The organism is Leisingera sp. ANG-M6 (genome assembly GCF_000813905.1).
In the GTDB taxonomy this organism is placed as follows: Bacteria; Pseudomonadota; Alphaproteobacteria; order Rhodobacterales; family Rhodobacteraceae; genus Leisingera.
In genome coordinates, this window is record NZ_JWLG01000015.1 from 397,494 (window position 1) to 420,265 (window position 22,772).

The 22,772-nt window shown below is 59.0% G+C and carries 21 protein-coding genes and 3 tRNA genes; 16 read left to right on the forward strand and 8 right to left on the reverse strand.

What is annotated here, in order from left to right:
- Positions 1-245: 245 nt before the first annotated feature.
- From RA24_RS14600 to RA24_RS14625, 7 genes are all read left to right on the forward strand, one after another.
- Positions 246-1,286, forward strand: a complete 1,041-nt coding sequence (locus tag RA24_RS14600) for an NAD-dependent epimerase/dehydratase family protein (protein ID WP_039192416.1) — start codon at positions 246-248, stop codon at positions 1,284-1,286.
- Positions 1,287-1,507: 221 nt separating this feature from the next.
- The gene (locus RA24_RS14605) at positions 1,508-2,206 is read left to right on the forward strand and encodes a fumarylacetoacetate hydrolase family protein (RefSeq protein WP_039192419.1); all 699 of its coding nucleotides are present in this window, start codon (positions 1,508-1,510) and stop codon (positions 2,204-2,206) included.
- A gap of 324 nt (positions 2,207-2,530) precedes the next feature.
- Positions 2,531-3,574 carry a TRAP transporter substrate-binding protein gene (locus RA24_RS14610; RefSeq protein WP_039192422.1) on the forward strand — a complete coding sequence of 348 codons (1,044 nt, stop codon included), beginning with the start codon at positions 2,531-2,533 and terminating at the stop codon, positions 3,572-3,574.
- 81 nt (positions 3,575-3,655) lie between these two features.
- Positions 3,656-4,237 carry a TRAP transporter small permease gene (locus RA24_RS14615; protein WP_039147620.1) on the forward strand — a complete coding sequence of 194 codons (582 nt, stop codon included), beginning with the start codon at positions 3,656-3,658 and terminating at the stop codon, positions 4,235-4,237.
- Entirely contained in the window at positions 4,234-5,739 is a 1,506-nt protein-coding gene (locus tag RA24_RS14620) for a TRAP transporter large permease (RefSeq protein ID WP_019295251.1), read from the forward strand. Before RA24_RS14615 ends, RA24_RS14620 begins: the two co-directional genes overlap by 4 nt.
- Positions 5,740-5,891: 152 nt before the next feature.
- A complete protein-coding gene (locus RA24_RS22540; RefSeq protein WP_019295250.1) occupies positions 5,892-6,068 on the forward strand; it encodes a hypothetical protein in 177 nt (58 codons plus the stop codon).
- Between the two features lie 83 nt (positions 6,069-6,151).
- On the forward strand, positions 6,152-6,580 hold the full coding sequence (locus RA24_RS14625) for an acyl-CoA thioesterase (RefSeq protein ID WP_039192425.1): 429 nt from the start codon (positions 6,152-6,154) through the stop codon (positions 6,578-6,580).
- Positions 6,581-6,586: 6 nt separating this feature from the next.
- Here the strand turns inward: RA24_RS14625 and RA24_RS14630 are convergent, their stop codons facing one another.
- Together RA24_RS14630 and RA24_RS14635 are read right to left on the reverse strand one after the other, a co-directional pair.
- Positions 6,587-7,789 (reverse strand): winged helix-turn-helix domain-containing protein, encoded by a 1,203-nt coding sequence (locus tag RA24_RS14630; RefSeq protein WP_019295248.1) that lies wholly within the window; start codon positions 7,787-7,789, stop codon positions 6,587-6,589.
- A complete protein-coding gene (locus RA24_RS14635) occupies positions 7,789-8,814 on the reverse strand; it encodes a LacI family DNA-binding transcriptional regulator (protein WP_019295247.1) in 1,026 nt (341 codons plus the stop codon). The genes RA24_RS14630 and RA24_RS14635 overlap by 1 nt, the downstream gene beginning before the upstream one ends.
- Before the next feature lie 145 nt (positions 8,815-8,959).
- On the opposite strand from RA24_RS14635, the gene RA24_RS14640 reads away from it, so the two are divergent.
- A tRNA-Arg gene (locus tag RA24_RS14640) sits at positions 8,960-9,036 on the forward strand.
- Positions 9,037-9,201: 165 nt separating this feature from the next.
- Here the strand turns inward: RA24_RS14640 and RA24_RS14645 are convergent.
- Positions 9,202-9,277 (reverse strand) — tRNA-Thr (locus tag RA24_RS14645).
- 71 nt (positions 9,278-9,348) lie between these two features.
- The gene (locus tag RA24_RS14650; protein ID WP_039172128.1) at positions 9,349-10,356 is read right to left on the reverse strand and encodes an AraC-like ligand-binding domain-containing protein; all 1,008 of its coding nucleotides are present in this window, start codon (positions 10,354-10,356) and stop codon (positions 9,349-9,351) included.
- Positions 10,357-10,482: 126 nt separating this feature from the next.
- Between RA24_RS14650 and RA24_RS14655 the strand changes: the two genes are divergently transcribed.
- Positions 10,483-10,926 (forward strand): cupin domain-containing protein, encoded by a 444-nt coding sequence (locus tag RA24_RS14655; protein ID WP_039147630.1) that lies wholly within the window; start codon positions 10,483-10,485, stop codon positions 10,924-10,926.
- A gap of 11 nt (positions 10,927-10,937) precedes the next feature.
- Positions 10,938-12,425 carry a flavin-containing monooxygenase gene (locus RA24_RS14660; RefSeq protein ID WP_039192428.1) on the forward strand — a complete coding sequence of 496 codons (1,488 nt, stop codon included), beginning with the start codon at positions 10,938-10,940 and terminating at the stop codon, positions 12,423-12,425.
- 95 nt (positions 12,426-12,520) lie between these two features.
- Here the strand turns inward: RA24_RS14660 and RA24_RS14665 are convergent.
- Positions 12,521-12,607, reverse strand: a tRNA-Leu gene (locus RA24_RS14665).
- A gap of 217 nt (positions 12,608-12,824) precedes the next feature.
- Between RA24_RS14665 and hemN the strand changes: the two genes are divergently transcribed.
- Positions 12,825-14,180 carry an oxygen-independent coproporphyrinogen III oxidase gene (gene hemN, locus RA24_RS14670; protein WP_039192430.1) on the forward strand — a complete coding sequence of 452 codons (1,356 nt, stop codon included), beginning with the start codon at positions 12,825-12,827 and terminating at the stop codon, positions 14,178-14,180.
- Positions 14,181-14,503: 323 nt separating this feature from the next.
- On the opposite strand, the gene RA24_RS14675 is transcribed toward hemN, so the two are convergent.
- From RA24_RS14675 to RA24_RS22325, 3 genes are all read right to left on the reverse strand, one after another.
- Positions 14,504-15,298 (reverse strand): SUMF1/EgtB/PvdO family nonheme iron enzyme, encoded by a 795-nt coding sequence (locus RA24_RS14675; RefSeq protein ID WP_039192433.1) that lies wholly within the window; start codon positions 15,296-15,298, stop codon positions 14,504-14,506.
- Positions 15,299-15,373: 75 nt separating this feature from the next.
- Entirely contained in the window at positions 15,374-16,498 is a 1,125-nt protein-coding gene (nirK, locus tag RA24_RS14680; protein ID WP_039192436.1) for a copper-containing nitrite reductase, read from the reverse strand.
- Positions 16,499-16,583: 85 nt separating this feature from the next.
- Positions 16,584-16,796, reverse strand: a complete 213-nt coding sequence (locus tag RA24_RS22325) for a hypothetical protein (RefSeq protein ID WP_152612849.1) — start codon at positions 16,794-16,796, stop codon at positions 16,584-16,586.
- On the opposite strand from RA24_RS22325, the gene RA24_RS14685 reads away from it, so the two are divergent.
- The 5 genes from RA24_RS14685 to RA24_RS14705 all read left to right on the forward strand — a co-directional run bounded on the left by RA24_RS14685 (position 16,795) and on the right by RA24_RS14705 (position 22,674).
- On the forward strand, positions 16,795-17,631 hold the full coding sequence (locus RA24_RS14685; protein WP_039147635.1) for a flagellar motor protein MotB: 837 nt from the start codon (positions 16,795-16,797) through the stop codon (positions 17,629-17,631). The genes RA24_RS22325 and RA24_RS14685 overlap by 2 nt on opposite strands.
- 124 nt (positions 17,632-17,755) lie before the next feature.
- Positions 17,756-19,063, forward strand: coding sequence for a flagellar hook protein FlgE (locus RA24_RS14690; protein WP_019295239.1), 1,308 nt, complete (start codon positions 17,756-17,758; stop codon positions 19,061-19,063).
- Between the two features lie 48 nt (positions 19,064-19,111).
- On the forward strand, positions 19,112-20,560 hold the full coding sequence (flgK, locus tag RA24_RS14695; RefSeq protein ID WP_039147637.1) for a flagellar hook-associated protein FlgK: 1,449 nt from the start codon (positions 19,112-19,114) through the stop codon (positions 20,558-20,560).
- A gap of 3 nt (positions 20,561-20,563) precedes the next feature.
- Positions 20,564-21,571 carry a flagellin gene (locus tag RA24_RS14700; protein ID WP_019295237.1) on the forward strand — a complete coding sequence of 336 codons (1,008 nt, stop codon included), beginning with the start codon at positions 20,564-20,566 and terminating at the stop codon, positions 21,569-21,571.
- On the forward strand, positions 21,568-22,674 hold the full coding sequence (locus RA24_RS14705) for a flagellar basal body P-ring protein FlgI (RefSeq protein WP_039192439.1): 1,107 nt from the start codon (positions 21,568-21,570) through the stop codon (positions 22,672-22,674). The genes RA24_RS14700 and RA24_RS14705 overlap by 4 nt, the downstream gene beginning before the upstream one ends.
- Positions 22,675-22,772: the final 98 nt, after the last annotated feature.

A 22,772-nucleotide genomic window follows, 5' to 3' on the forward strand; every position in this document is an offset into this window, starting at 1 on the left:
GGCAAGCGTCACGAGTTCAGGTCAGTTTTGCAGTAAATAGGTTTCAGCTAAGGGCAGCCAGACGTTCCTTCAGAACAGGTCTTCTGGCAAGGCCTGCAGCTTTGCTCATGGGGGAAACCTTCAGGGATGGCATGCACTGGTGCGGTCTGCAATAATGCCGGCTGGACGGTCCGGCGTCTGCGCAGAAATCAAGCCTTGACCGGGTACCGGAACCCGGCAGTCCAGGTAACCCCGGAAGCAGACCAATGAGCCAGCAAACTGTTCTTGTTACCGGGTCTTCCGGCTTTATCGGCTACCATCTGTGCCAGCGGCTGTTAGCAGACGGGTTTCGCGTCGTTGGCATTGACAACCTGTCTGACTACTACAGTGTCCAGCTCAAGCGGGACCGCCAGGAGATGCTGGAACGGCATCCGGCTTTCAGCGTCATCAACCGCAGCATCGAAGAGCGCGGTGTCATGATGGAACTTTTCTCGGCGCACAGGCCTGACTTTGTGGTGCATCTCGCGGCCCAGGCTGGGGTACGTTATTCGATCGAAAACCCGCGTTCTTATCTAGATAGCAACATAACCGGCACCTTTGAGATCCTGGAGGCCGCTCGCGCCTATCCACCGCGGCACATGCTGCTGGCCTCCACTTCCTCGGCTTTTGGCGCCAACACCGAGATGCCCTACAAGGAGACCCAAAAGGCCGATCACCAGATGTCCTTCTATGCCGCAACCAAGAAGGCGACGGAGAACATGGCGCATTCCTATGCGCATCTGTTTGAACTTCCGGTCACCATGTTCCGGTTTTTTACAGTCTATGGTCCCTGGGGACGGCCGGACATGGCGCTGTTCAAATTCACCAAGGCGATCCTCGAAGGGAAGCCGATTGATGTTTACAATTACGGCGACATGAAGCGGGATTTCACCTATGTCACCGATTTGGTCGAAGCGATCCGGCTGCTGCTGGATGCCGTTCCGCAACGCCGGCCGGACGGTGTTGTGCCGGAGGGCGACAGCCTGTCGCCTGTAGCACCGCATCGTGTGGTCAACATCGGCAATTCTGAATCCGTGCGGCTGACCGCCTTTATCGAGGCGATCGAGGCGGCTACCGGGCGTAAGGCAGAACAGAACCTGATGCCGATCCAAGCCGGTGATGTTCCGGCGACTTGGGCGGATGCTTCGCTGCTTCACAGGCTCACGGGATACAAACCTCAAACTGCCGTGGCTAAGGGCGTAGAGCATTTCGTCAACTGGTACCGGGAGTATTATGACGCTCCATTCCCTGCAAAAGACGGCAGCTAAAGCGGTCTGTGCGGCACCACGGGAAAGGGCAAGTCCAATAAGGCAGTTGGTGCCGTTATCGGAGCAATGCCTGACGACTATGCTGGCTGTGTGATTTGGAAGGAAGCCGTTGACGCGAGTGACCTTGGTCATGTTGAAGACAATCAAAGGTTTATAGCCGATGGTTTTGTAGTTCTGTTTTGAGGGGCTGGCTACAGGCCGCTAAGCAAGAGGAATTTCCGATGAATAAAGTTCTGTTTCCACTTCCAGAGACACTGGTCGTTCCAGTGATGGGAGAGGAGGCTGGCTACCAGGTGGGGCGGATCTTTTGTGTTGGACGCAACTATGCAGCACATGCCGCCGAGATGGGTAACGAAGTGGACCGGGAAGCGCCGTTCTATTTCACCAAGGCGGCTGCCAATGCTGTTCTGACGGATGAAGTTGTGCCTTATCCTCCGGGTACAGATGACTTTCACTATGAAATGGAGCTTGCGGTGGCAATCGGGGCATCGGTTTTCCGGGCCGGGCCGGCAGAAGCAGCGGCTTCCGTATTTGGCTATGGCTGTGCATTGGATATGACCCGGCGTGACCTGCAAATTCGGGAGCGAAAGAAACAGCGGCCATGGGATCTGGGGAAAGATCTGGAGAATGGCACCGTGTTGGCCCCGATGAGCAGGGCGGGTGATTGGGAGGGTCCGGCCGGCCAGCAGATCTGGCTGGAGGTGAATGGGGAGATCAGGCAGGACGCTACGCTGGCGGAGATGATCTGGTCTGTGACTGACATCATTGGTCACCTATCGGGGTTCTATCATCTGCGGCCGGGCGACATAATCCTGACTGGCACACCTGCCGGTGTCGGAGCGGTTCAGACTGGCGATCGGATTCGTGGAGGGGTGGACGGGCTTGCGCCGGTTGAGCTGACATTGGCTGCTGCGGAATGACGCAGGATGTCCCGTGCCGCGATAGTTGTTGCCATACGGCGGCTTCCATATGTATCAATTTGGATGTGATTTATGGCCGTTTCGTAACGTATTGAGTGGTGAATCCCGCTGACAATGGGGCGAGCGGACGGATTTCATGAGTAAAAAATGCATAATCTGCTGTTGATGGTTACAAACGCACCTAATAGCAGGGAAGCAGTCGGTTCGTTAAACGAACCCGAATGAGGGTTCTGACGGCAGAAACGGAAAGAAAATCGCCGGACGCCGCAGCAATCTTGCGGCGGTAAAAGTCCGGTAAATTATTTGGTCAAAGGGAGGACACACATGACCACTCGCAGAAAGCTTTTGGGGGTAGCGGGCGCAGCGGCCCTGGCGGTGTTTGGCGCGATGCCGGCATTTGCCCAGGAAGTGACCTTGAAACTGCACCAGTTCCTGCCGGCGCAGGCAAACGTGCCGAAGCTGATCCTGGATGTCTGGGCGGACAACGTCGAGGAAGCCTCGGGCGGGCGGATCAAGATCGATCGCTTTCCCTCTATGCAACTGGGGGGCAAGCCGCCGGAGCTGATGGACCAGGCCATCGACGGTGTGGCCGACATCGTCTGGACCGTGGTGGGCTACACGCCTGGCCGCTATCCCTCAACCGAGGTGTTCGAGCTGCCGTTCATGATGACCAATGCGCGCGCCGTGTCGCACGCCTATTGGGAAATGTTCGACAAGCACATGAAGGACACTGAGTTCAAGGATGTGCACATCCTGGGCACCTGGGTGCATGGCCCCGGCATGATCCACACCTCTGATCCGGTGGAAACGCCCGAAGATCTGGAAGGCATGAAAATCCGCGGCGGCGGCCGCTCGGTCAACGCACTGCTGACCGAACTGGGCGCAACTCCGGTGGGTATGCCGGTTCCGGCGATTCCGGAAGGCCTGTCCAAAGGCGTGATCGACGGCACCACCATTCCGTGGGAAGTGACCGCGGCGCTGAAGGTTCCGGAACTGGTGGAGAACCACACCGAGTTCACTGGCAAAGCCCTTTACACCCTGACCTTTGTTTTGGCGATGAACAAAGATAAGTATAAAAGCCTGCCGGATGATCTGAAGAAGGCCATCGACGACAACTCCGGCCTGGAGTTCTCGGTCTTTGCCGGCGGCACACAGGCGGATTCCGATGGCCCGTCGCGCGAAATGGCGCTGGACTTGGGTAACAACGTGATCACCCTGGACGAAGAGCAGACCGCTATCTGGCGAGAGCGTGCGCAGCCGATTTACGACCAGTGGATCGCTGACATGAAGGAAAAAGGCATCGACGGTGCCGCGCTGATCGAAGAAGCCAGCGGGCTGATCGAGAAATACACGCCGCAGTACCAGTAAGGCGTTTGAATTGATAAAAGTGAAGGGCCGCGCGGCATTGGCACTGCGGCCCTTTGCATACCGGAACAAGGCAACTGAACCATGCACAAGCTCATGATGCGGCTGGCCAAATCAATGGCCTACCTGGGCGGTGCAGTCCTCACTCTTCTGATCATTCTGACATGTGTTTCAATCGCTGGGCGCCTGCTCAACGGTTTCTTCCATGGCGATTTGATGGAGCGGATTGCGCCCGGGTTTTCGAAATGGATGACAGGCTGGGTCGGGCCAGTGAACGGCGACTTTGAGCTGGTCGAGGCAGGGGTGGCCTTTGCAATCTTCGCCTTCCTGCCGTTGTGCCAGATCACTGCTGGTCATGCCTCGGTCGATGTGGTGGCCAATGCGTTTCCGCGCGGTGTCAAACGGTTCCTTCGGATGGTCACCGAAGTTGTTTTTGCTGCTGTTCTGGTGCTGATCGCCTGGCGGTTGGCTGAAGGCCTTGCAGGCAAGTTTTCCAATGGCGAGACCTCCTTCCTGCTCGAGTTCCCGGTCTGGTGGGCCTACGCCATCAGCCTGCTGGCAGCTGTCGTTGCCGCCATAGTTGGCATCTTTATGGGTGCAATCCGCACCATTGAATTCTTTACCGGCCGGATCCTGATCTGGGACGGCGTGGAGGGTGAACAGTGACGGCTCTTGAAATTGGCATCGCCTCCTTCCCGGTTCTGATGCTTCTGATTTTTTTGCGGGTGCCTATCGGGCTTTCGATGTTTCTTGTTGGCCTCGGCGGACTTATCTGGGTGACAGACGGGACTCAGGTTGCCTTTGGCCGCTTGAAAAGCGAGACCTATACTACCTTTTCCTCCTACTCGCTGACCATCGTGCCGATGTTCCTGCTGATGGGGCATTTCGCAACGCTGGGCGGCATGTCCACCGCGTTATTCAAGGCAGCCGAAGGGTTCCTGGGCCACCGCAAGGGCGGTGTCGCCATGGCGGCAATTGGTGCTTGCGCAGGTTTTGGTGCAATTTGCGGGTCCTCACTTGCGACAGCTGCCACTATGGGCCGGGTCGCACTGCCGGAACTGAAGCAATACGGCTATGCCGGCGGGTTTTCGACGGCGACACTGGCTGCAGGCGGTACGCTGGGCATTCTAATCCCGCCATCCGTGGTGCTGGTGATCTATGCAATTCTGACTGAGCAAAACATTGCCAAGCTGTTCTTGTCGGCCTTCATCCCCGGCCTGCTGGCAGCGCTTGGCTATGTGATTGCGATTTCCATCTATGTCCGCCTTTTCCCGGAAAGCGCAGGCACCCGCCCACCAGTTCCCTGGGGCGAGCGCTTTGCCGCGCTGTTCCATGTATGGCCGGTGCTTCTGGTGTTTGGCCTTGTGGTTGGCGGTATCTACCTGGGCTGGTTCACCCCGACGGAAGGTGCAGCGGTAGGGGCGTTTGGCACCGGCCTGATTGCTTGGCTCAATGGCGGTCTGAACCGCGAAACCCTGGCAGATAGTTTCCTAGTGACCGCGCGCTCCACCGCGATGATCTTCTTCATTGTGCTGGGCGCAGGTTTCTACAACGGCTTTCTGGCGCTGACCAAAGTGCCTCAGGAACTGGCCGACTTCGTGGTAAGTCAGGGCCTTAGCCCCTGGATGGTGCTGACGCTGATCCTCGCCTTCTACTTGGTGTTTGGCTGCCTGATGGATTCGCTGTCGATGATCCTGCTGACTATCCCGATCTTCTTCCCGGTGATTTCCGCGATGGACTTTGGCCTGCTGTCGCTGCCCGCGATGCAGGCGGATGCAGCCATGGAGGTCCTGAGGGCGGGAGTTCCTGAAGGGATGGGGGCTGAGATGCTGGCCTCTATACAGGATGCCATCGCCACTGGTGCCGAACTGACCCGCGAGCAGATGAAGGAACTGGGCATCCGCGTCACAGAAGGCCGGGTAAACCGGATCGAGGCGGAGTATGTCGCCATCTGGTTTGGCGTGCTGGTGCTGATCGTTGTTGAAGTGGGCCTGATCACTCCGCCAGTTGGTATGAACCTGTTCATCATCAACGCGATGGACCGCAAGACCCGGATGATCGACACCTACAAGGCGGTGATGTTCTTCGTCGCTTCCGACATCATCCGGGTGATCATCCTGGTGGCGTTCCCGGTGATTACTCTGCTGCCGCTGATGCTTATGCAGTAAACATAACGGCCCCTTTCCGGTTGTCCGGGGAGGGGCGTGCCAAAGCTTGTGCAGGAAATGGAAATATTATGTGACGCAGGTTTGGATTGACCTGAATCACGTTTCCGGGTTCCGCTTGCGGGAATATGATGCACCAGATGGGGAGACCCGCCATGCAAATCAGCAGAAGCAAAGCCGCCGCGCCGAAGGTTCAGGCGCTGGCAACGGAAGTTTCCGCGCTGCAGGGACCTTGTGTCGGCTGCACCAATTGTGTCGGGCTGTGTGACGCGCTGATAGACGCGCTAGTGCTGCCGGATCTGATTCTGTCCCGGAAGCGCGGCAGTTCGTAAGGCGGACTTGCCTGCCATTGCGGTTTGATACCTCGGACAGGCGCCGGTAGGGTGCTCCTGCAGAGGTATGCGAGGCAGTGAAAATGGCAGAGCAGGACACATTCACCCATGAAATCCGCGTGGGCTGGGGCGATTGCGACCCGGCACGGATTGCCTATACCGGGCGGCTGCCGGCCTTTGCGCTGGAGGCAATCGACGCCTGGTGGGAGCATCACCTGGACGGCGATGGCTGGTATCAGATGGAGCTGGACCGCGGCACCGGCACTCCCTTTGTGCACATGAGCATTGACTTCCGCTCGCCGGTCACCCCGCGGCACCGGTTGCTGTGCGAGGTTTGGCCCTCGGCGCTGGGCAGCAAGTCGGTCACCTTCAGGGTGAACGCACGGCAGGCCGGTACCCTGTGTTTCGAGGGTAAGTTTGTCTGCGTCTTCATTGCTCCGGAAACCTTTACTGCAAGGCCCGCGCCGGACGATTACCGTCAGGTGATCGAGGCGCAGCTGAGGCCGGAGTGAAGCGAATCATCGCAGCCAGCCGTCAGCAAAAAACACGCCGCCAACGCCTGCAAACCTCGCCACCCTGACCAGCTCAGCCTCCAGCCGTTTGGTGCGGGCTGCTGACCACTTAATATCCTGCTCCGGCCAGACTGCAGTAACGCGCAGGAGATCCGCGTCGCGGTCCGCCTTCATGTCAATGCGGCCTACCAGCCGCGTGCCTTCCATCAGCGGAAAGACGTAGTATCCGTATTGCCGTTTGGGAGCGGGGGTGAAGACCTCGATCCGGTAGTGGAACCCGAATAGCCTTTCCGCCCGCTTGCGGTCACGCAGGGCAGGGTCGAAGGGGCTGAGCACGCGTATCCGTCCTGGCGCAGGTCCTAGTTCCGCTGCAGTGTCAACTGTCCCTGGACGGGCGAACACCTTGCGCAGCTTGCCATCCGCCTGTTCGAATTCGATTTCTTCCAGATCACCGAGCCGCATCTGCCCGGCGCACCAGGCCTTGGCTTCTGTTGGTGAGGCCGTGTCCCAGAAAGCGGCGATTTCTCCAGACGTGGCAAAGCCCAACCTGTCCAGCGCGGCGGAACACAGCCAATTGAGAGATGCAGCTTCATCGTAGGAGGAACTGGAGCGCAGATGTTCCTCTATCACCCGGTCCGTCAGATCATAGCGTTTCTGAAATCCTTCGCGCCCGATCACAGTCAGCGCGCCGGAGCGCCATAGGTATTCCAGTGCGGTCTTGGACGGGTGCCAGTCCCACCAGCCGCCAGAGCCTTTCTTCTCATCCTTGCCGACATCGGAGGAGCTGACCGGCCCGTGATCGCGGACATGTTTTAGTACGGCTTCGAACCGCGCCTCGAACCCGTCCCGGCGCCAATTGCGCCAGCGTTTGCGCAGCAGGTCCTTGTCGCGCTCAAAACGCAGGTGCCAGTGCGGATAAAATGCCATCGGAATAACGGCGGCATCATGGGTCCAGTGTTCAAACAGCTCCCGGTCGCGCTCGTAAAGCTGTTTGAGGTTTTGCGCCCTGTAGCCTGGCCGACGCGAGAACAGGATCACATCATGGGCTCGCGCCACGGTGTTGATGCTGTCAAGCTGCACAAATCCAAGTCGTTGGATCAGCGCTAGAAGATCGCTACCCTTGGCAGGGCCTGCGGGCTTCTCCAGCAGGGCGTGGCGGTTCAGGAACAACCGCCGCGCCTTTTGATTGCCAAGCCGCTGAAGCGCCATCAGCGCCGTTTCAGAGTATCGCCATAGGAAATGGTCGGGGTCAGCGTGACATGTTTTTCGATCTCAGTGTCCGGATCTTCCAACTGGGCCGCGATAATCTCTGCAGCTTTGCGTCCGATTTCCAGCCGGCACGCGTCCATAGTAGCGAGCTGCCGGGGCAAACCCTGCAACAGTTCTACACCATTGAAGCCGGCCAAACCAATCTGGCCGGGAACGCTGATGCCCTGCTCCTGAAGGTACAGCAAGCCGCCTGCGCCGATCATATCATTGGAGTAATAGAGAAAATCCAGCTCAGGGGAACGATCCAGCATGACCTGGGTCATCTCACGCCCCTTGGCAAGCGCCGAGCCGCCGGAATAAAACTCCCGGTCCTCGATCTCCACACCTTCTTTGGCCAGCACCTCGGTGAAACCCTCGAAGCGTTTGCGCGCGCGGTGGTCCAGCGGCATCTTGGTGCCCATGAAGCCGATGTGTCGGTACCCGGCCTTGAGGATAGCCTTGGCCATTTCGCGGCCAGCGCGGCGGTGGGAGATACCGACCATAGCGTCCACCGGCTTGCCATCAGTATCCATGATCTCCACCACCGGTATCCCGGCGCTGCTCAGCATGGCGCGGGCGGCGTCCGTATGTTCCAGGCCTGCGATGATTACTCCCGAAGGGCGCCAGGAGAGCATCTCGTAGAGGACTTTTTCCTCCTTCTCAGGCTGATAGTCAGTCACGCCGACGACGGGCTGAAGCTCAGTGTTTTCCAGCACCTTGTTGATGCCGGTCAGCACCTCGGGGAACACCATGTTCGAAAGCGAGGGAATGATCACTGCCACCAGGTTCACCCGGTTCGAGGCCAGCGCGCCGGCAATCTTGTTGGGAACATAGCCCAGTTCCTTGGCGGCAGTCAGCACCTTGGTGCGGGTCTTCTCCGAGACGTCGCCGCGGTTGCGCAGAACCCGGCTCACAGTCATTTCGGAAACACCGGTTGCTTCGGATACATCGCGAAGTGTGAGCGGGCGCTTGCTGTCCGTGGTCACGTTCCTGAGCCTCTTGTTTTGTCTGCCCCTAACGTTAGCGCAGACATGACTTGCTGCACAATGGAAACTGCGCGCGGCAAATCGGCTTTGGCCTGTCCCCATCCCATTGTGATCGCAGGTGGGATTTGCTATCGCGGAAAGACGCGGCCCCGTGGCTCAACTGGATAGAGCAGCCCCCTCCTAAGGGGCAGGTTGCAGGTTCGAATCCTGCCGGGGTCGCCAGAGTTCTGGCGAGGAAACAGGCTGCGCGTTCCGTTTTTCCGTACTTTATCGGATCATGTTTGCACGGGCGGCTCGTGCGAGGCAGGAGGGCATGGATGCTAGTTAAGGGGATGCTATCCGGCCGCATCCGGATAGATTCTTACTAGGCATATTTGTGGTATACGGTGGTGCCGCTGAAGGGACTCGAACCCCCGACCCCATCATTACGAATGACGTGCTCTACCAGCTGAGCTACAGCGGCACCGGCCTTGCGCTCGAAGCGTGGCAAGTGATGCTCATTTAAACTTTGCGCATTTGCCGCGCAAGTGTGGATCACACCGAAAAAACTGGAAGGCCCGTCGTGGCGCTGGGCAGCTCACGAAAGCGGGCGCGGTAAAGCTGGGAAAACCGGCCAAGGTGGGAGAACCCGCAGTCATAGGCAATGCTGCAGACCGGTGTTTGCGGGCTCCGCGACAGCATCAGGTAGCGTGCCAGGTCGAGCCGCAAGTCGCGCACGTATTCCATCGGTGTAAGGCCAAAATGCTTGCGGAACCCGGCCTGCAGTGACCGGATGCTGCAGTCTGCGGCAGCAGCTATGGCCGGGACGGAAAGCGGCTCGCCGATATTGGCGTGGATGTAATCGCGGGCGCGCCGGATCTGGCTGCTGCTCCCGGATGAGCGGGATGCCAGCAGGTGGCGAATATTGCTTTGCTGATGGGTTAACAGGCCAAGGATCAGCTGCTCTTCGATCACTTGCTGCTGTATTGCGCTCCAGCTGCCAAAGCCGGCCTGGTTTTCCGTGGCGTTGACACAGGCTGCGAACTGGCGTGCCCAGCCCTGCAAGGCGCCGCCGGACACGGGGAGCGCGGTGTCAAAGACAACAGCCTCGCGCAGGGACAAGCCGGCAGCCTGTTCGGCAAGTGAATGCAGGTCGCTCCGCCTGATTTGCAGCAGCAGCATCCGGCAATCGGCGTGCCACATCATCCGGGAATCCCGGGTCGGGTTGAGCACGGTGGCGGTGTGGCGGTCAGATGCCACCGGTGTGGAGCCATTGGCCACCAGAGCCCGGCCGCTGAGCGGCATCTGCACCAGGTAAAAATCCTGCAACTCGCCCGGGTCGATCTGCACCGTGGATCCGTAGCTGAGGTAATTGAGTGACAGGGCCTGACCGCGCACATAGTTGTGGCGGGCACCGGTTCCTCGGGAAGGGCCTGCTGGCTGCAGACTGTGGTCGCAGAACTTTTGCGCCACCAGCGTGCGCACTTCGTCGATGTCGCGGCTGTGGAACTGCCGCCATGCGCGCAGCGGCTCGCGTGCTCCTGAAGACTGCGGTGCTGTCATTTCCGCAGCCTAGCACGGTTTGCAACTCAGGCAATCACGCCGGGCTGCGCTTATTTGCGCATTTTGGATAATCCTTTTCCAGCACTGCCCATAGGCTTTGGGGACGAGCTGATAAGGGAGGAACAAATGGCTCTGGATCAGGGAATCACCAAGGCCGCCGACGGATTGGGCGGCACGTCCTGGAATGTGGTTGGTCACACCTATACGCCCAAGCTGCACAGTGAGAACGCCTTTATCTGGCACGCAGTAATTCCAGACAGCACCTTCGTGCCGCCGCATGTGCATCCAACACAGGATGAATGGATAACCATGCTGGAGGGCACGCTGGACGTGGAATTTGGCGGCGATGTTTACCAGGCGGGGCCGGGTGACACCGTGCGGATGCCGATGGGCGTTGCGCATGGGATCTTCAACCGCTCCGGCATTACTGCGTCCTGTGTTTTCGGCGTAGCGCCTTCACGCAAGCTATATGACCTCTTCTGCGCCCTGGACGGCGTGACCGACCCGGAAGAACTGGTGCGATTGTCGGCTCTGCATGAGGTCGACTTCCTGCCGCCGCCGGCGGAATAAGGGAGGCGGACATGGTGAAGCAAAAAACGATCGCCGTGATCGGCGGCGGGGTAAGCGGGCTGGCCGCGGCCAAGGCCTTTGCGGAAAAGGGGCATCAGGTTCTGGGGTTTGAGCGCAGTCACGACTTGGGCGGGGTGTGGGAGCCTTCGCGATCCTACCCAGGGGTGCAAACGCAATCGCCCAAGGACCTGTATTGCTATACTGACCATCCGATGCCGGAGGAGTATCCGGAATGGCCCAAGGGGCCGCAGGTGCATGCCTATCTGCATTCCTATTCGGACAAGCACGATCTGCACCGCCTGTTCCAGCTGAACACCAACGTGATGGAGATGGACCGGCGCCCGGACGGGCAGCCGGGCTGGCGGCTGGTGATCGAGACAGGCGGCGAGACCCGGGTGCAGGACGTCGATTTCGCGGTGATCTGCACCGGGCAGTTTTCCGAGAAGAACATCCTGACCCATCCTGGGCAGGAGGCCTTCACCGCGCAGGGCGGGGAGGTGATGCACTCCTCGGAGTACCTGGATCCCGAACACGCGCGCGGCAAGCGGGTGGTGGTGCTGGGCGGCTCCAAATCCGCGACCGACGTGGCGGTGAATGCGGCGCAGAACGGCGCCAGGCAGGTGCATCTGGTCTACCGGCAGAATGTCTGGCGGGTGCCGTATTTCGTCGGCGGCATTAACTTCAAGAAGCTGCTCTATATGCGGGCGCAAGAAGTGCAGTTCAACGGCTGGGGGCGCAGCTGGCTGCATAAGGCATTTTACGGGCTTGCCAAGCCGCTGATATGGGCGAACTTCCGTGGGTTAGAGACGCTATTGAAGCTGCAGCTGGGCTTGAAAAAATGGGATATGGTGCCGGATATTCCGATTGAAAAGGATGTCTCGTGTTCGGTGCCGATCGTGACGCCCGGCCTGTTCGAGGGTTTCAAGGACGGCTCGATCCTCCCGCACCGCACTACCTTCTCGCGGTATGAACGCGATGAAATCGTGCTGGAAAATGGCGTGCGTATCGGCGCGGACTTGGTGATTTCTGCCGTCGGCTGGAAGCTAGGTATTCCCTATCTGGCGCAGCAGCACCTAGATAAGCTGATCGAGGCGGACGGCCAGTACCGGACCTACCGGCTGGCGGTGAACCCGGATCTGCCGGAAATGGGTTTTGTCGGGTTCAACTCCAGCTTCTGCACGATTCTGTCTGCAGAGATGGTGGCGAACTGGCTGGTGCGTTATGCCGACGGCAAGCTGGCGCGGCAGCCGTCGCGGGCAGACATGGAGGAAAACATCCAGATGATGCTCGAATGGCGCCGTAAGGAGCGCCCGGCGGCGCAGATCTATGGAGGGCTGTGCTCGGCCCCGTTCCATTTCAAGCATTTCGACGAGCTGCTGATGGATATGGGCGCGACGCAATGGAAACGGTCGAATCCGCTGGCCGAGCAATTTGCGCCGCCTGACGCCAGCGCCTATGGCCGCTTTCTGGCGACGGCGCCGCAATATCAGGCGGCCTGAGGCCCGCCCCTGTGCCTGCCGGAAACGGCGGGCGCACATGCTTTAGCGGTCACGCAGTTACTGCTGCGATGCGCTGCTATTCGAGTGAGGGGGGATGGTGCCCAGGAGAGGACTCGAACCTCCACGTCCATACGGACACTAGCACCTGAAGCTAGCGCGTCTACCAATTCCGCCACCTGGGCAGGTGTCGTGAGGAGGGCGTATAAGCGGAGTCGCAGGCAGCGTCAAACGGAAATTCTGCCTCTTGGGAAATTTTTCCGGAAAACGCGAAGAGTTCCGTTTTCCCATTTAAATCCAGTGCATTGGAGAACTCAGCCGGAATTTCTCCGATCCGTATTTCCGTGTGCCGGTTTGATCCTGCGCAAAGTGGCGGATTTGCAAAAGAGGCATAGGAAAGTCATGAAACAGATTGACCGCCTCCAAGCCCTTGGGCTGTTCGACAGCCGGGTGCCCCGCTACACATCATACCCGACCGCGCCGGTGTTTTCTGCAGCCGTTGGTGCTGCGGAGCAGGCCCTCGAACTGCAGGCATTGAATCCAGATGTGCCGGTCTCGGTCTATTTGCATATCCCGTTCTGCGAGCGGTTGTGCTGGTTCTGCGCCTGCCGCACTCAAGGCACCCAGACGCTGAGCCCGGTCGAGAGCTACATCGGTACGCTGGAACAGGAGCTAAAACTGGTAGCCCCGTTTTTGCCTAAGGGGCTTCGAATGGGGCGGATGCATTGGGGGGGCGGGACACCGACCATTTTGCCGCCGCACCTGATCCACCGGCTGGCGCAGGCGGTGAAGGCGGTTTTTCCGCATACTGAGGATTGGGAATTCTCTGTTGAGATTGACCCCACCATGGTGGACCGCGACAAAATTGAAGCGCTGGCCGCGGAAGGCATGAACCGCGCCAGTATCGGCATCCAGGACTTCGACCCGCTGGTGCAGCAGGCAATCGGCCGGGTGCAGCCGTTCGAGGTGACCAAGGCCTGTGTCGAAGATCTGCGCGCGGCAGGGATCAATTCGCTGAACGCTGATCTGGTCTATGGGCTGCCGCATCAGACGCAGGCGCGGATGGCGGATACGGTGGAGAAGGTGCTGAGCCTCAGCCCTGACCGGCTGGCGCTGTTCGGCTATGCGCACGTGCCTTGGGTGGCCAAACGGCAGAAGCTGATCAAGGAGGAGACGCTGCCCGACGATCTGGCGCGCTATCATCTGGCCGGGTTGGCAGCGGAGAAATTTGCTGAGGCCGGGTTTGCGGCAATCGGCATCGATCATTTCGCCAAACCTGGTGACGGGCTGGAGGTTGCGGCCCGCACCGGCCACCTGCGCCGGAACTTCCAGGGCTATACAGACGATACCTGCCCGACGCTGATCGGGTTCGGTGCGTCCTCGATCTCCCGTTTTGCCGGCGGCTTCATCCAGAATGCAGCGGCGACGCCTGCTTATGTGCAGCGGGTCGAGGCCGGGCTTCTGACCGGCGCGCGCGGCCACGTGATGAGCCAGGAGGACATGCTTCGGGGCCGTGCCATCGAGATGCTGATGTGCGAGTTCCGGCTGGACCGGGTAGAGCTGCGGCAGCGGTTCGGAGATCTGGCGGGAAGTCTCGATGCGGATCTGGCTCAGGTTGCAGCCCGGTTTGGTGATCTGGTGAACCTGGATGAGGAGGCGCTGGAGATCGTTCCCGAGGGCCGCCCGCTGACCCGGATTATTGCCAGCAGCTTCGATGCCCATGTGCCCGAAGGCGTGCGTTACAGCAGGGCCTCCTAATCTGAAGGCGAGCCGCTCCCGCCTGTTCCTGGGCCTCTTGCCGGAGGCTCTTCGAAGTTGGGCTTAGCGCTGCGCTGGCGCACAGCTCGGACAGGCATGGAGCTTTTTAGCGCTGGGCTGAGAGTATGGCTTGCAGCCCGGCGAAGGTGCCAATTGCACTAGGGAGTGGGGCTGCATCACGGTAAGAACGGCTGGTCACGGCAGACCCGGTTCTATGAGATATTCGTTAGAAGGCGCAGCGCAGCTGCCGGACCCAAGGCTGCCAAGGGGGCGGGCGCAGCCGTTGCACCTGCTGGCGGGGGAGATCTCCGGCAGCGTTGATGTCAGCCGTCTTTCACCAGCCGGAACCCCAGATAATCTGGTGGCAGACCAACCGCGCAGCCGCCGACGCTGGCGTCCCGGATGAAGTCGATAACCACCGCCCGGTGGCGGCCGCCGGTGATGCGGGCGCTGCAATAGGGATCGCCAAGCACTAGGCTGCCATCCTTGTTCACTTCGCCATTTTGCATGCAGCCGTCGGTCCATTCCCAGATGTTGCCGCCAAGACCAGCGAGGCCGTTGCTATTGGCACCGGGTTCGCTTTTGGGACCCTGCGCAGGCCCTGGCAGTCCGCGCAGGGTCACGCCGCGCGCATATTGGCGCAGCCAGCGTTGGGCCGGGTCCCTGTTATCCGTTTCAACAGCTTCATCACCAAAAATTTCGGCTGAGGCGAGTTGCCATTCGGCCTCGTCCGGCAGGCGCCAGCGCTGGCCGGTCTGCTTTGAATACCACTGGGCATAGGCGGTTGCGTCGTGCCAGCTGACGTGTGTCTGCGCCTGTCCGCCGTCCGCAGGAACACTGTCTGCCTTCTTGCAGGCGCCCGCTGTCACGCAAGCGGCGTATTCACTGCCGGAGACCTGGTCTTTCATGATCTCAAAAGCCGCCACGTGGCGCTGCTGTTCCGGCGGTACCACACTTTTGCCGTTTCTGTGAAAGTTCCCGATTGGACGGTAGGCGATTGTGTCTGCCGCAATGAAAACAGTTTCGGTCAGCGGGGCTGGATCCTTGATCGTCGAAAACCAAAGGCCCGGAACGCCAATGGTGGCGGCCAGTCCGGCGGCAATCAGCTCAAATTTCATGTCAGCGTCCCTTCAAGCAAAAACGGGCGGCCGCATTGCGCAGCCGCCCGGTCTAGTTTCACGTCCAGCCTAAATTTAGGAGCCGGAGTATTCGGTCGGGGCGACCACCTGTTCCATAAGGTCGTTGTTCCATTCGCCTTCGACCACCACATGTGCGGTTGCGCCAAGGTTTACCGCCTCGATCAGGTTGTGGTTCACATAGGCGTAGACACCCGGTTGCAGGAACTCGTAGAGCGCTGCCCCGGCAGAGCCGCCGCGGATGAACCAAGTTTCCAGATCGCGGTCCGGCACGTTGTTGAATTTGCCGGCTTCCCAGACGAGGTCGCCGTGTCCGCCGATCAGGTGCGGACGGCTGTCGCGGTTGGCCTGGCTGTGCACAAACAGCACTTTCTCGCCCTGTTTCGCTTTCATGGCGTTTTCACCGGTCAGCGCGCCGACCGCGCCGTTGAACACCACGTGGCTGGGAATCAGCCCGTTCATGACTTCCAGCGTATCCGGATAGCTATCGCCGACGTCCTCATAGCGGATGTAGTCGCCGTTTTCGTCCTTCGGGATGTAGAACTCGTTCTCACCGATGTAGTAGACGCGGTCGTATTTCACCGGATCGCCATTGTGGTCCGACAGCCCTTCGCGCGGCAGTACCATGATGGTGCCGGCCATGCCCGAGGCGACGTGCCAAGGGATCATGGGGCCGCCCGGAGCGCAGTGGTAGACAAAGGTGCCGGGGCGGGTGGCCTTGAAGCGCAGCACAGTCTTTTCCCCCGGGTTCACCAGGGTCAGTGCGCCGCCGCCCAGAGCGCCTGTTGCAGCATGGAAGTCGATATTGTGCTGCAGCATGTTTTCCGGCGGGTTGATCAGCGTCAGTTCGACATAGTCGCCCTCATGCACCACCATCATCGGGCCGGGGATGGAGCCGTCAAAGGTCATGCCCTGCAGGTAGGCACCCTGGTCGACCTCGATTTCCCTCTCGACGATCTTCATTTCGAATTCGACGATCCGGGGTTCGCCGGGGGCCACTTGCTCGTGCTCATGCACGAAGGGCGGTGCGACCAGCTCGCGCTTGATACGCTGCAGGCTGGACAGGTCCACAGGCGCGGCGGCCTCGTGAACTGTTGTGCTTTCGGCTTTGGCGGCTTTGGCAAGTACAGGCAGCGCTGCTACGCCGGCTGCCCCCATCAGTGCGGCTCTGCGGGTCAGCATGATATTCTCCTTTCGGTGTCTCATATGCTGTGTTGCCCGGACTTTAGGCCTGTGGCCGGGGGCGGATATTGCTCTTGATCAACCTTCAATCAGGTTTCTCGATGTCGAGATAAAGAGCTTTTAAGATGCAGGTTTTAAAACTGCTGCGGGGATTTCCAGACATTGCTGGCAAGCGTCTGAAATCCAGGTGAAGGAGTACGCACTCCGCAGGGGAACTGCCGGCAAATTTAACTGTTAAGGTCAGTTTAACGCGCCGCCTGCTATTCCGGGGATGGGTGAAAATAGTGGTGGTGGACATGAGCGCACAGAGCAATGTGGCGCCCATTATCATCAAGAGGAAAAAAGTCAGTGGTGGCGATGGCCATCACGGCGGCGCATGGAAGGTGGCCTATGCCGACTTCGTGACCGCGATGATGGCCTTCTTTATGCTGATGTGGCTGCTGAACGCGACGACAGAGAAACAACGCAAAGGGCTGGCGGATTATTTCTCGCCGTCGATTCCGCTGAGCCGAATTTCAGGCGGCGGTAATGGTGCATTCCAGGGGGACAGCATGTTCACCGAGGATATCAGGCCGCAGTCCGGCACTGGGGCGACGGACAGAAATCCTATGGACGCCCAGAAAGCGCAAGGGAACACCGGAGTCGAATCCGACGATAAGCGTGAGCAGGAAGACGACAAATTCCGCGCCCTCGAGGAACAGCTTTCCGGCCGCGGCGGTGAAAGCATGGTGTCAACTGCTATGGCCCGCCACATCGTCACCCGCGTCACTGACGAAGGGCTGATCATTGAGCTGTTCGCCGCAGAAAATGCACCGCTGTTTGAAGAAGGCCAGGCTGTTCCCACTGCATTGTTCCGAGATCTGGTCAGAATGATTGCGCGTGTGTCCGAAGGTGTGACCAACAATATCGCTGTTGGCGGCCACATCCGTTCGCATCCGGTGGTTCTGGCAAAGAACCCGGTCTGGGAATTGTCCCATGACCGGGCTGATGAGACCCGTCAGCTTCTCGAATCGGGTGGGCTGGCGGCGGCACGTATTGACCGGGTGACTGGCCATGCCGACCGTAAGCTGGCCGTCAGAAACCCGATGGCGGCACGTAACGACCGGATAGAAATCATCCTTTTACGCGAATAAACCGCTGAAAACAGGGGAACCGGCGGCTGGCAGATGAGTCATTTTTTATCTGTTAGCCGCCCGTTAATGGCTCCTGCGCTAGCTGTTGCATCCAGAATGATTAGATGCAGCAGAAAGGCGTGCTATGACCATTTCTTCGTCGCTGAACGCGGGCGTTTCAGGATTGAGCGCCAACGCCAGCCGGTTGGCTTCCATTTCCGACAACATCGCCAACTCCTCGACCCGCGGCTACAAGCGGGTTGAAACTGACTTCCACTCCATGGTCTTGTCCGGGTCCGGCGGCACCTACTCGGCGGGCGGTGTTCGCACCACTAATGTCCGCCTGATTGATGAGCGCGGCCCGCTGGTCTCGACCAATAATGCCACCGACTTGGCAGTTCGCGGCCGCGGCATGCTACCGGTTGCCTCGATCACCGAGGTGGAAGCCGGCGGCAGCCCTTCTATGCTGCTAACCTCGACGGGGTCCTTCCGTACCGACTCGAACGGGTATCTATCGACGGAATCCGGCCTGGTTCTGATGGGGTTCCCGGCGCTGGCGGACGGCACTATCCCTGATGTTGCGCGCGACACCAGTAACTCTCTGGAGCCTGTCCACATCGACCTGAACCGCCTGTCGGCGGAGCCAACAACTGAGATCAGCCTGACCGCAAACCTGCCTGCCTCCGAAACTGATCCGGGTGCAAGCGGGGACCCGGTGGAGCATGTTGTCCAGTACTTTGACAATATGGGCCGGTCGGAGGAACTGGCGATTACTTACACGCCAACGGTCGCAGTGGCGCCTGCAACGACCGGCACCAATGAATGGACGATGCAGATCGTCGATTCGGCAACCGGTGCAACAGTGATCGGCGAATACACACTGACCTTTGATGACAGCGCAGCCTCTGCCGGCACGCTGCAAAGCGTGGCCACCACGACCGGCGGCGCCTATGACGCTACGGCCGGCTCAGTCACCATCACCACTGCCAGCGGCCCGGTTGAGATCAACATCGGCGTCATTGGCGAACAAAACGGGATGAGCCAGCTGGGCGACGAGTTTGTTCCAGGCACGACCGTGAAGGACGGCACTGCAGTTGGCTCCTTTGTGTCCGTTGAAATCAACGAATCCGGGGAAGTCATTGCCAAGTATGATTCCGGTGACACCCGAGTTATTTACCAGGTTCCGCTGGCGGATGTGTCGAACCTGAACGGCATGCAGTCTCTGGACTCCCAGACCTACAAGCCGACCGATGACTCCGGGGCGTTCTACCTGTGGGATGCTGGCGATGGCCCGACCGGTGAAATCCTGGGCTATGCCCAAGAGGAATCTGCTGTCGACGTAGCGACCGAGCTGACCGACATGATCCAGACCCAGCGGGCCTATTCGTCCAACGCCAAGGTTATTCAAACCGTTGACGAGATGCTGCAGGAAACCACCAACATCAAGCGCTAACGCGCTTGATGGCCCTCTGACACTGGCTTCATGAAAGCAGGCTGAAAAATGTCAATTTACTCCGCCCTAAACAGTGCGATGAGCGGCCTGTCTGCGGCCAGCCGCTCTTCGCAGATCGTTTCAGAGAACCTCGCCAATGCCTTGACACCGGGGTACACGCGCCGCGTTCTGGATCTTAATAGTCCCGGTTCCGGTGTTCCCGGAGTCCGGATTGGTGACGTCCAGCGTCTAAACGACCCGGTAGTGATTTCAAACCGCAGGGTTGCCGAAGCGGACTTTGGCGCGGCCAAGGTTCAGGCTGATTTTTTTGAACGGATGTCCGATCTGGTTGGTACCGTGGATGACGAGATGTCTCTTGCATCCCAGCTATCTGAGTTTGAGTCTTCCTTGATTGAAGTCGTATCGCGTCCGGATTCACAGCCTCGGCTGAACGATCTTTCGGTAAAGGCGGAGACATTGGCGGATTCGATTTCCCGCACGGCTGAAGGGCTGCGCGGCCTGAGGATAAACGCTGATAGTGCGATCAACAGCCAGGTTGACACGGTGAACCAGGCGTTAAAGGAAATTGAAAAGCTGAATGCCCGCATCATGGTCGTGGAAGCTGGTGGCATGGATGCTGTCTCAATGCACGACCAGCGGGACCAGCTGATCGACCAAGTGAACAAGATCATTCCAGTTAATGTTGTCCGGCGCGATAACGGGCAAGTGACGCTCTACTCTACCGGTGGGGTGATGCTCTTGGATGGCAAAGCGTCCGAGCTGAGCTTTAATCCTTCGCGGGATATCATGCCGCATATGACGCTTGGCAACGGTATGCTGTCCGGTCTTGAGGTCAATGGCAGGCTGATCGATACCAGCCCGGAGGGGCCGCTGCGTGGCGGCACGCTGACCGCGCAGTTCGAGATCCGCGATGTGACCGCCGTGGAGGCCCAGGAAGATCTGGATGCGATGGCCCGAGACCTGATCGAACGGTTTCAGGACCCGGCTTTGGATGGCACAATCGGCGTGACCGATGCCGGCATCTTTACTGACGACGGCGGCGTCTTTGATGCTTCCAATACCGTCGGTATTTCCAACCGGATCGAATTGAATGATCTGGTGTCCCTGACCGGCAGCGCGGAGACATGGCGTTTTCGTGATGGGCTTTATGCGGCGGCGCCTGGCGACCCCGGCGACTCTAGCCTGCTGCAGGCCTATTCCGATGCGCTCAACACCACCCGTACGGTGTCATCGGTTGGTCTCGGAACGTCGGATCTGACGGCAAGTACATTGAGCGCAAATCTGTTATCGCGTTTTGCGCAGGACAACGAAACTGCCGCCCGAGGCTCCGCTTTTGCGGCCACCAGCTTCAACGAGTTGAGCCAGGCGGAACTCGCACTCGGGGTTGATACTGACGCCGAACTTCAGAATCTGCTGCTGGTGGAAAAGTACTACGCTGCCAACGCACGGGTGATCTCCGTTGTCGATGAGCTTATGGAAACACTTCTGAGGATCTGACGCATGATTATTAATTCTTACGGCGATATGGCGCAGCACCTCTTTCTCCGCAGCCGCAACGCTGATCTGAAGGAAAACGTCACAACGCTTTCCGAGGAATTTGCCACAGGTAAAACTTCCAACTTGACCGAACGGCTGGGGGGAGACTTCACTTACCTGGCGGACCTGGAAAGCAATCTGAACCGGCTTGACAGCTACATGGTTACCAACAGCGAAGTGCAGCTGTTTGCCACCACTATCCAGGGCAGCCTTGAAAAGGTGCAAAGCCAAGTTCAGGCCATGCGCAATGATATCCTGACGCTGTCGCCAGCTATGGATGAGTATAACGCCGAACAGTTCGGCAGCCAGGCCAAGCAAAGGATATCCAGCGCCATCAATCTGATGAACACTTCTGTGGGTGGCCGTACCATTTTTGCTGGTACGGCAACGGATACCAAACCGCTCAACAATTCCGGAACCCTGATGGGCGCAGTTCTGACGGAAGTGTCGGGGCTGACAACAGCCAATGACATCATTCAGGCAGTCAAGGATTGGTTTGACGACCCGGCTGGTTTTGACGCGGTGATGTACAATGGTTCGGCAACTCCTTTGCAGCCGGTAACGGTGGGTGAAGGAGAGCAGGTCTCGCTGGGTATCCAGGCCACAGATCCCAGCCTTAAGCACGCGCTGCAAAGTTATGTCATCACGGCACTGGCTGACGAACCCAGCCTCGGCCTGAGCGAGGACGTGAAAATCGATCTGGTCATCGAGGCCAGCAGCGAGCTGACTGAAAGCGAAGACCGGCTGATCAAGGTACAGGCCGATGTCGGCTTTATCGAAGGGCGGCTGGATGCGATCAACACCCGGAACGAGGCTTCGAAGACCAGCCTGAGCATCGTCAAGAACAACCTGGTTTCTGCTGACCCGTATGAGACATATACCCGGCTGCAGGAAGCGCAAACACAGCTTGAGGGGCTCTACACAGTAACCTCGCGCAGTTCCCAACTTTCCCTGCTGAAGTATATCTCATGATCGGAATTCTGCGTCTCCTTTTTGCTTGCCTGTTCCTGCTGCCGGCAGTGGCACAGGCAAACACCATACGCCTCAAGGACTTGGTGGAATTTGACGGTGTCCGTGGTAACGATTTGGTCGGCTATGGCTTGGTTGTCGGTTTGGACGGTACCGGTGACGGTTTGCGCAATTCGCCCTTTACCGAAGAAATCATGTCCAACATTCTGGAGCGCCTCGGCGTCAACGTGACTGGCGAGCAATTCCGGCCAAAAAATGTTGCCGCGGTGTTTGTGACTGCAACTTTGCCGCCCTTTGCCCGTGTCGGAAGCACCATTGATGTCACGGTATCCGCTATCGGCGATTCCAAGAGCTTGCTTGGCGGAACCCTGATCATGACCCCGCTGAATGCGGCTGACGGGCAAATTTACGCGGTTTCCCAGGGCACGATCCTGGCGGGCGGGGCAGTTGCCGAAGGTGATGCGGCTAGTGTGACCCAAGGGGTGCCGACAGCCGGTGTAATTCCTTCAGGCGCCCGGGTTGAGCGGGAGATTGATTTCGATTTGGCTTCGCTCAGCTCAATGAGGCTGGCACTGCGCGAACCGGATTTTACGACCGCCGGGCGGATCGAGCGGGCAATCAATGCCGAATTTGGCGGTAACGTTGCACTTATGCGTGATTCCGGCACGGTTGAGGTAGATATCCGCCGCACTAATACCCGCTCAACTGCCCACGCAGTGGGGCGGATCGAAAACATCCTTGTCGAGCCGCAGCGCAAAGCGCGCGTCGTTGTGGATCAGCGTTCCGGCACGATCGTGATGGGCAGTGATGTGCGGATCTCTCGTGTGGCCGTAGCCCAGGGGAATCTGACCTTGCGGATCGAGGAAACTCCGCTGGTTGTGCAGCCAAATCCGTTCTCTGACGGCGAGACTGTAGTCGTGCCGCGCACTGGCGCGGCAATTGAGGAAGAGGAAGGCATTCAATTGGCGGAAGTTCCGGAGACTACTTCACTGTCTGAAGTTGTTGCAGGATTGAACGCCTTGGGCGTTTCGCCACGGGACATGATCGATATTCTCAAGAGCCTGAAGGCGGCCGGAGCCCTGCATGCGGAATTCGTGGTCCGCTGACCCAGGGTGTTAAAACTGAAAACTGGCCCGGCCTTCGAAAGAAGGCCGGGTTTTTATTGTCAGCTGCTGTCGCACGCAGCCGTAGGTGGTGAGGAGAC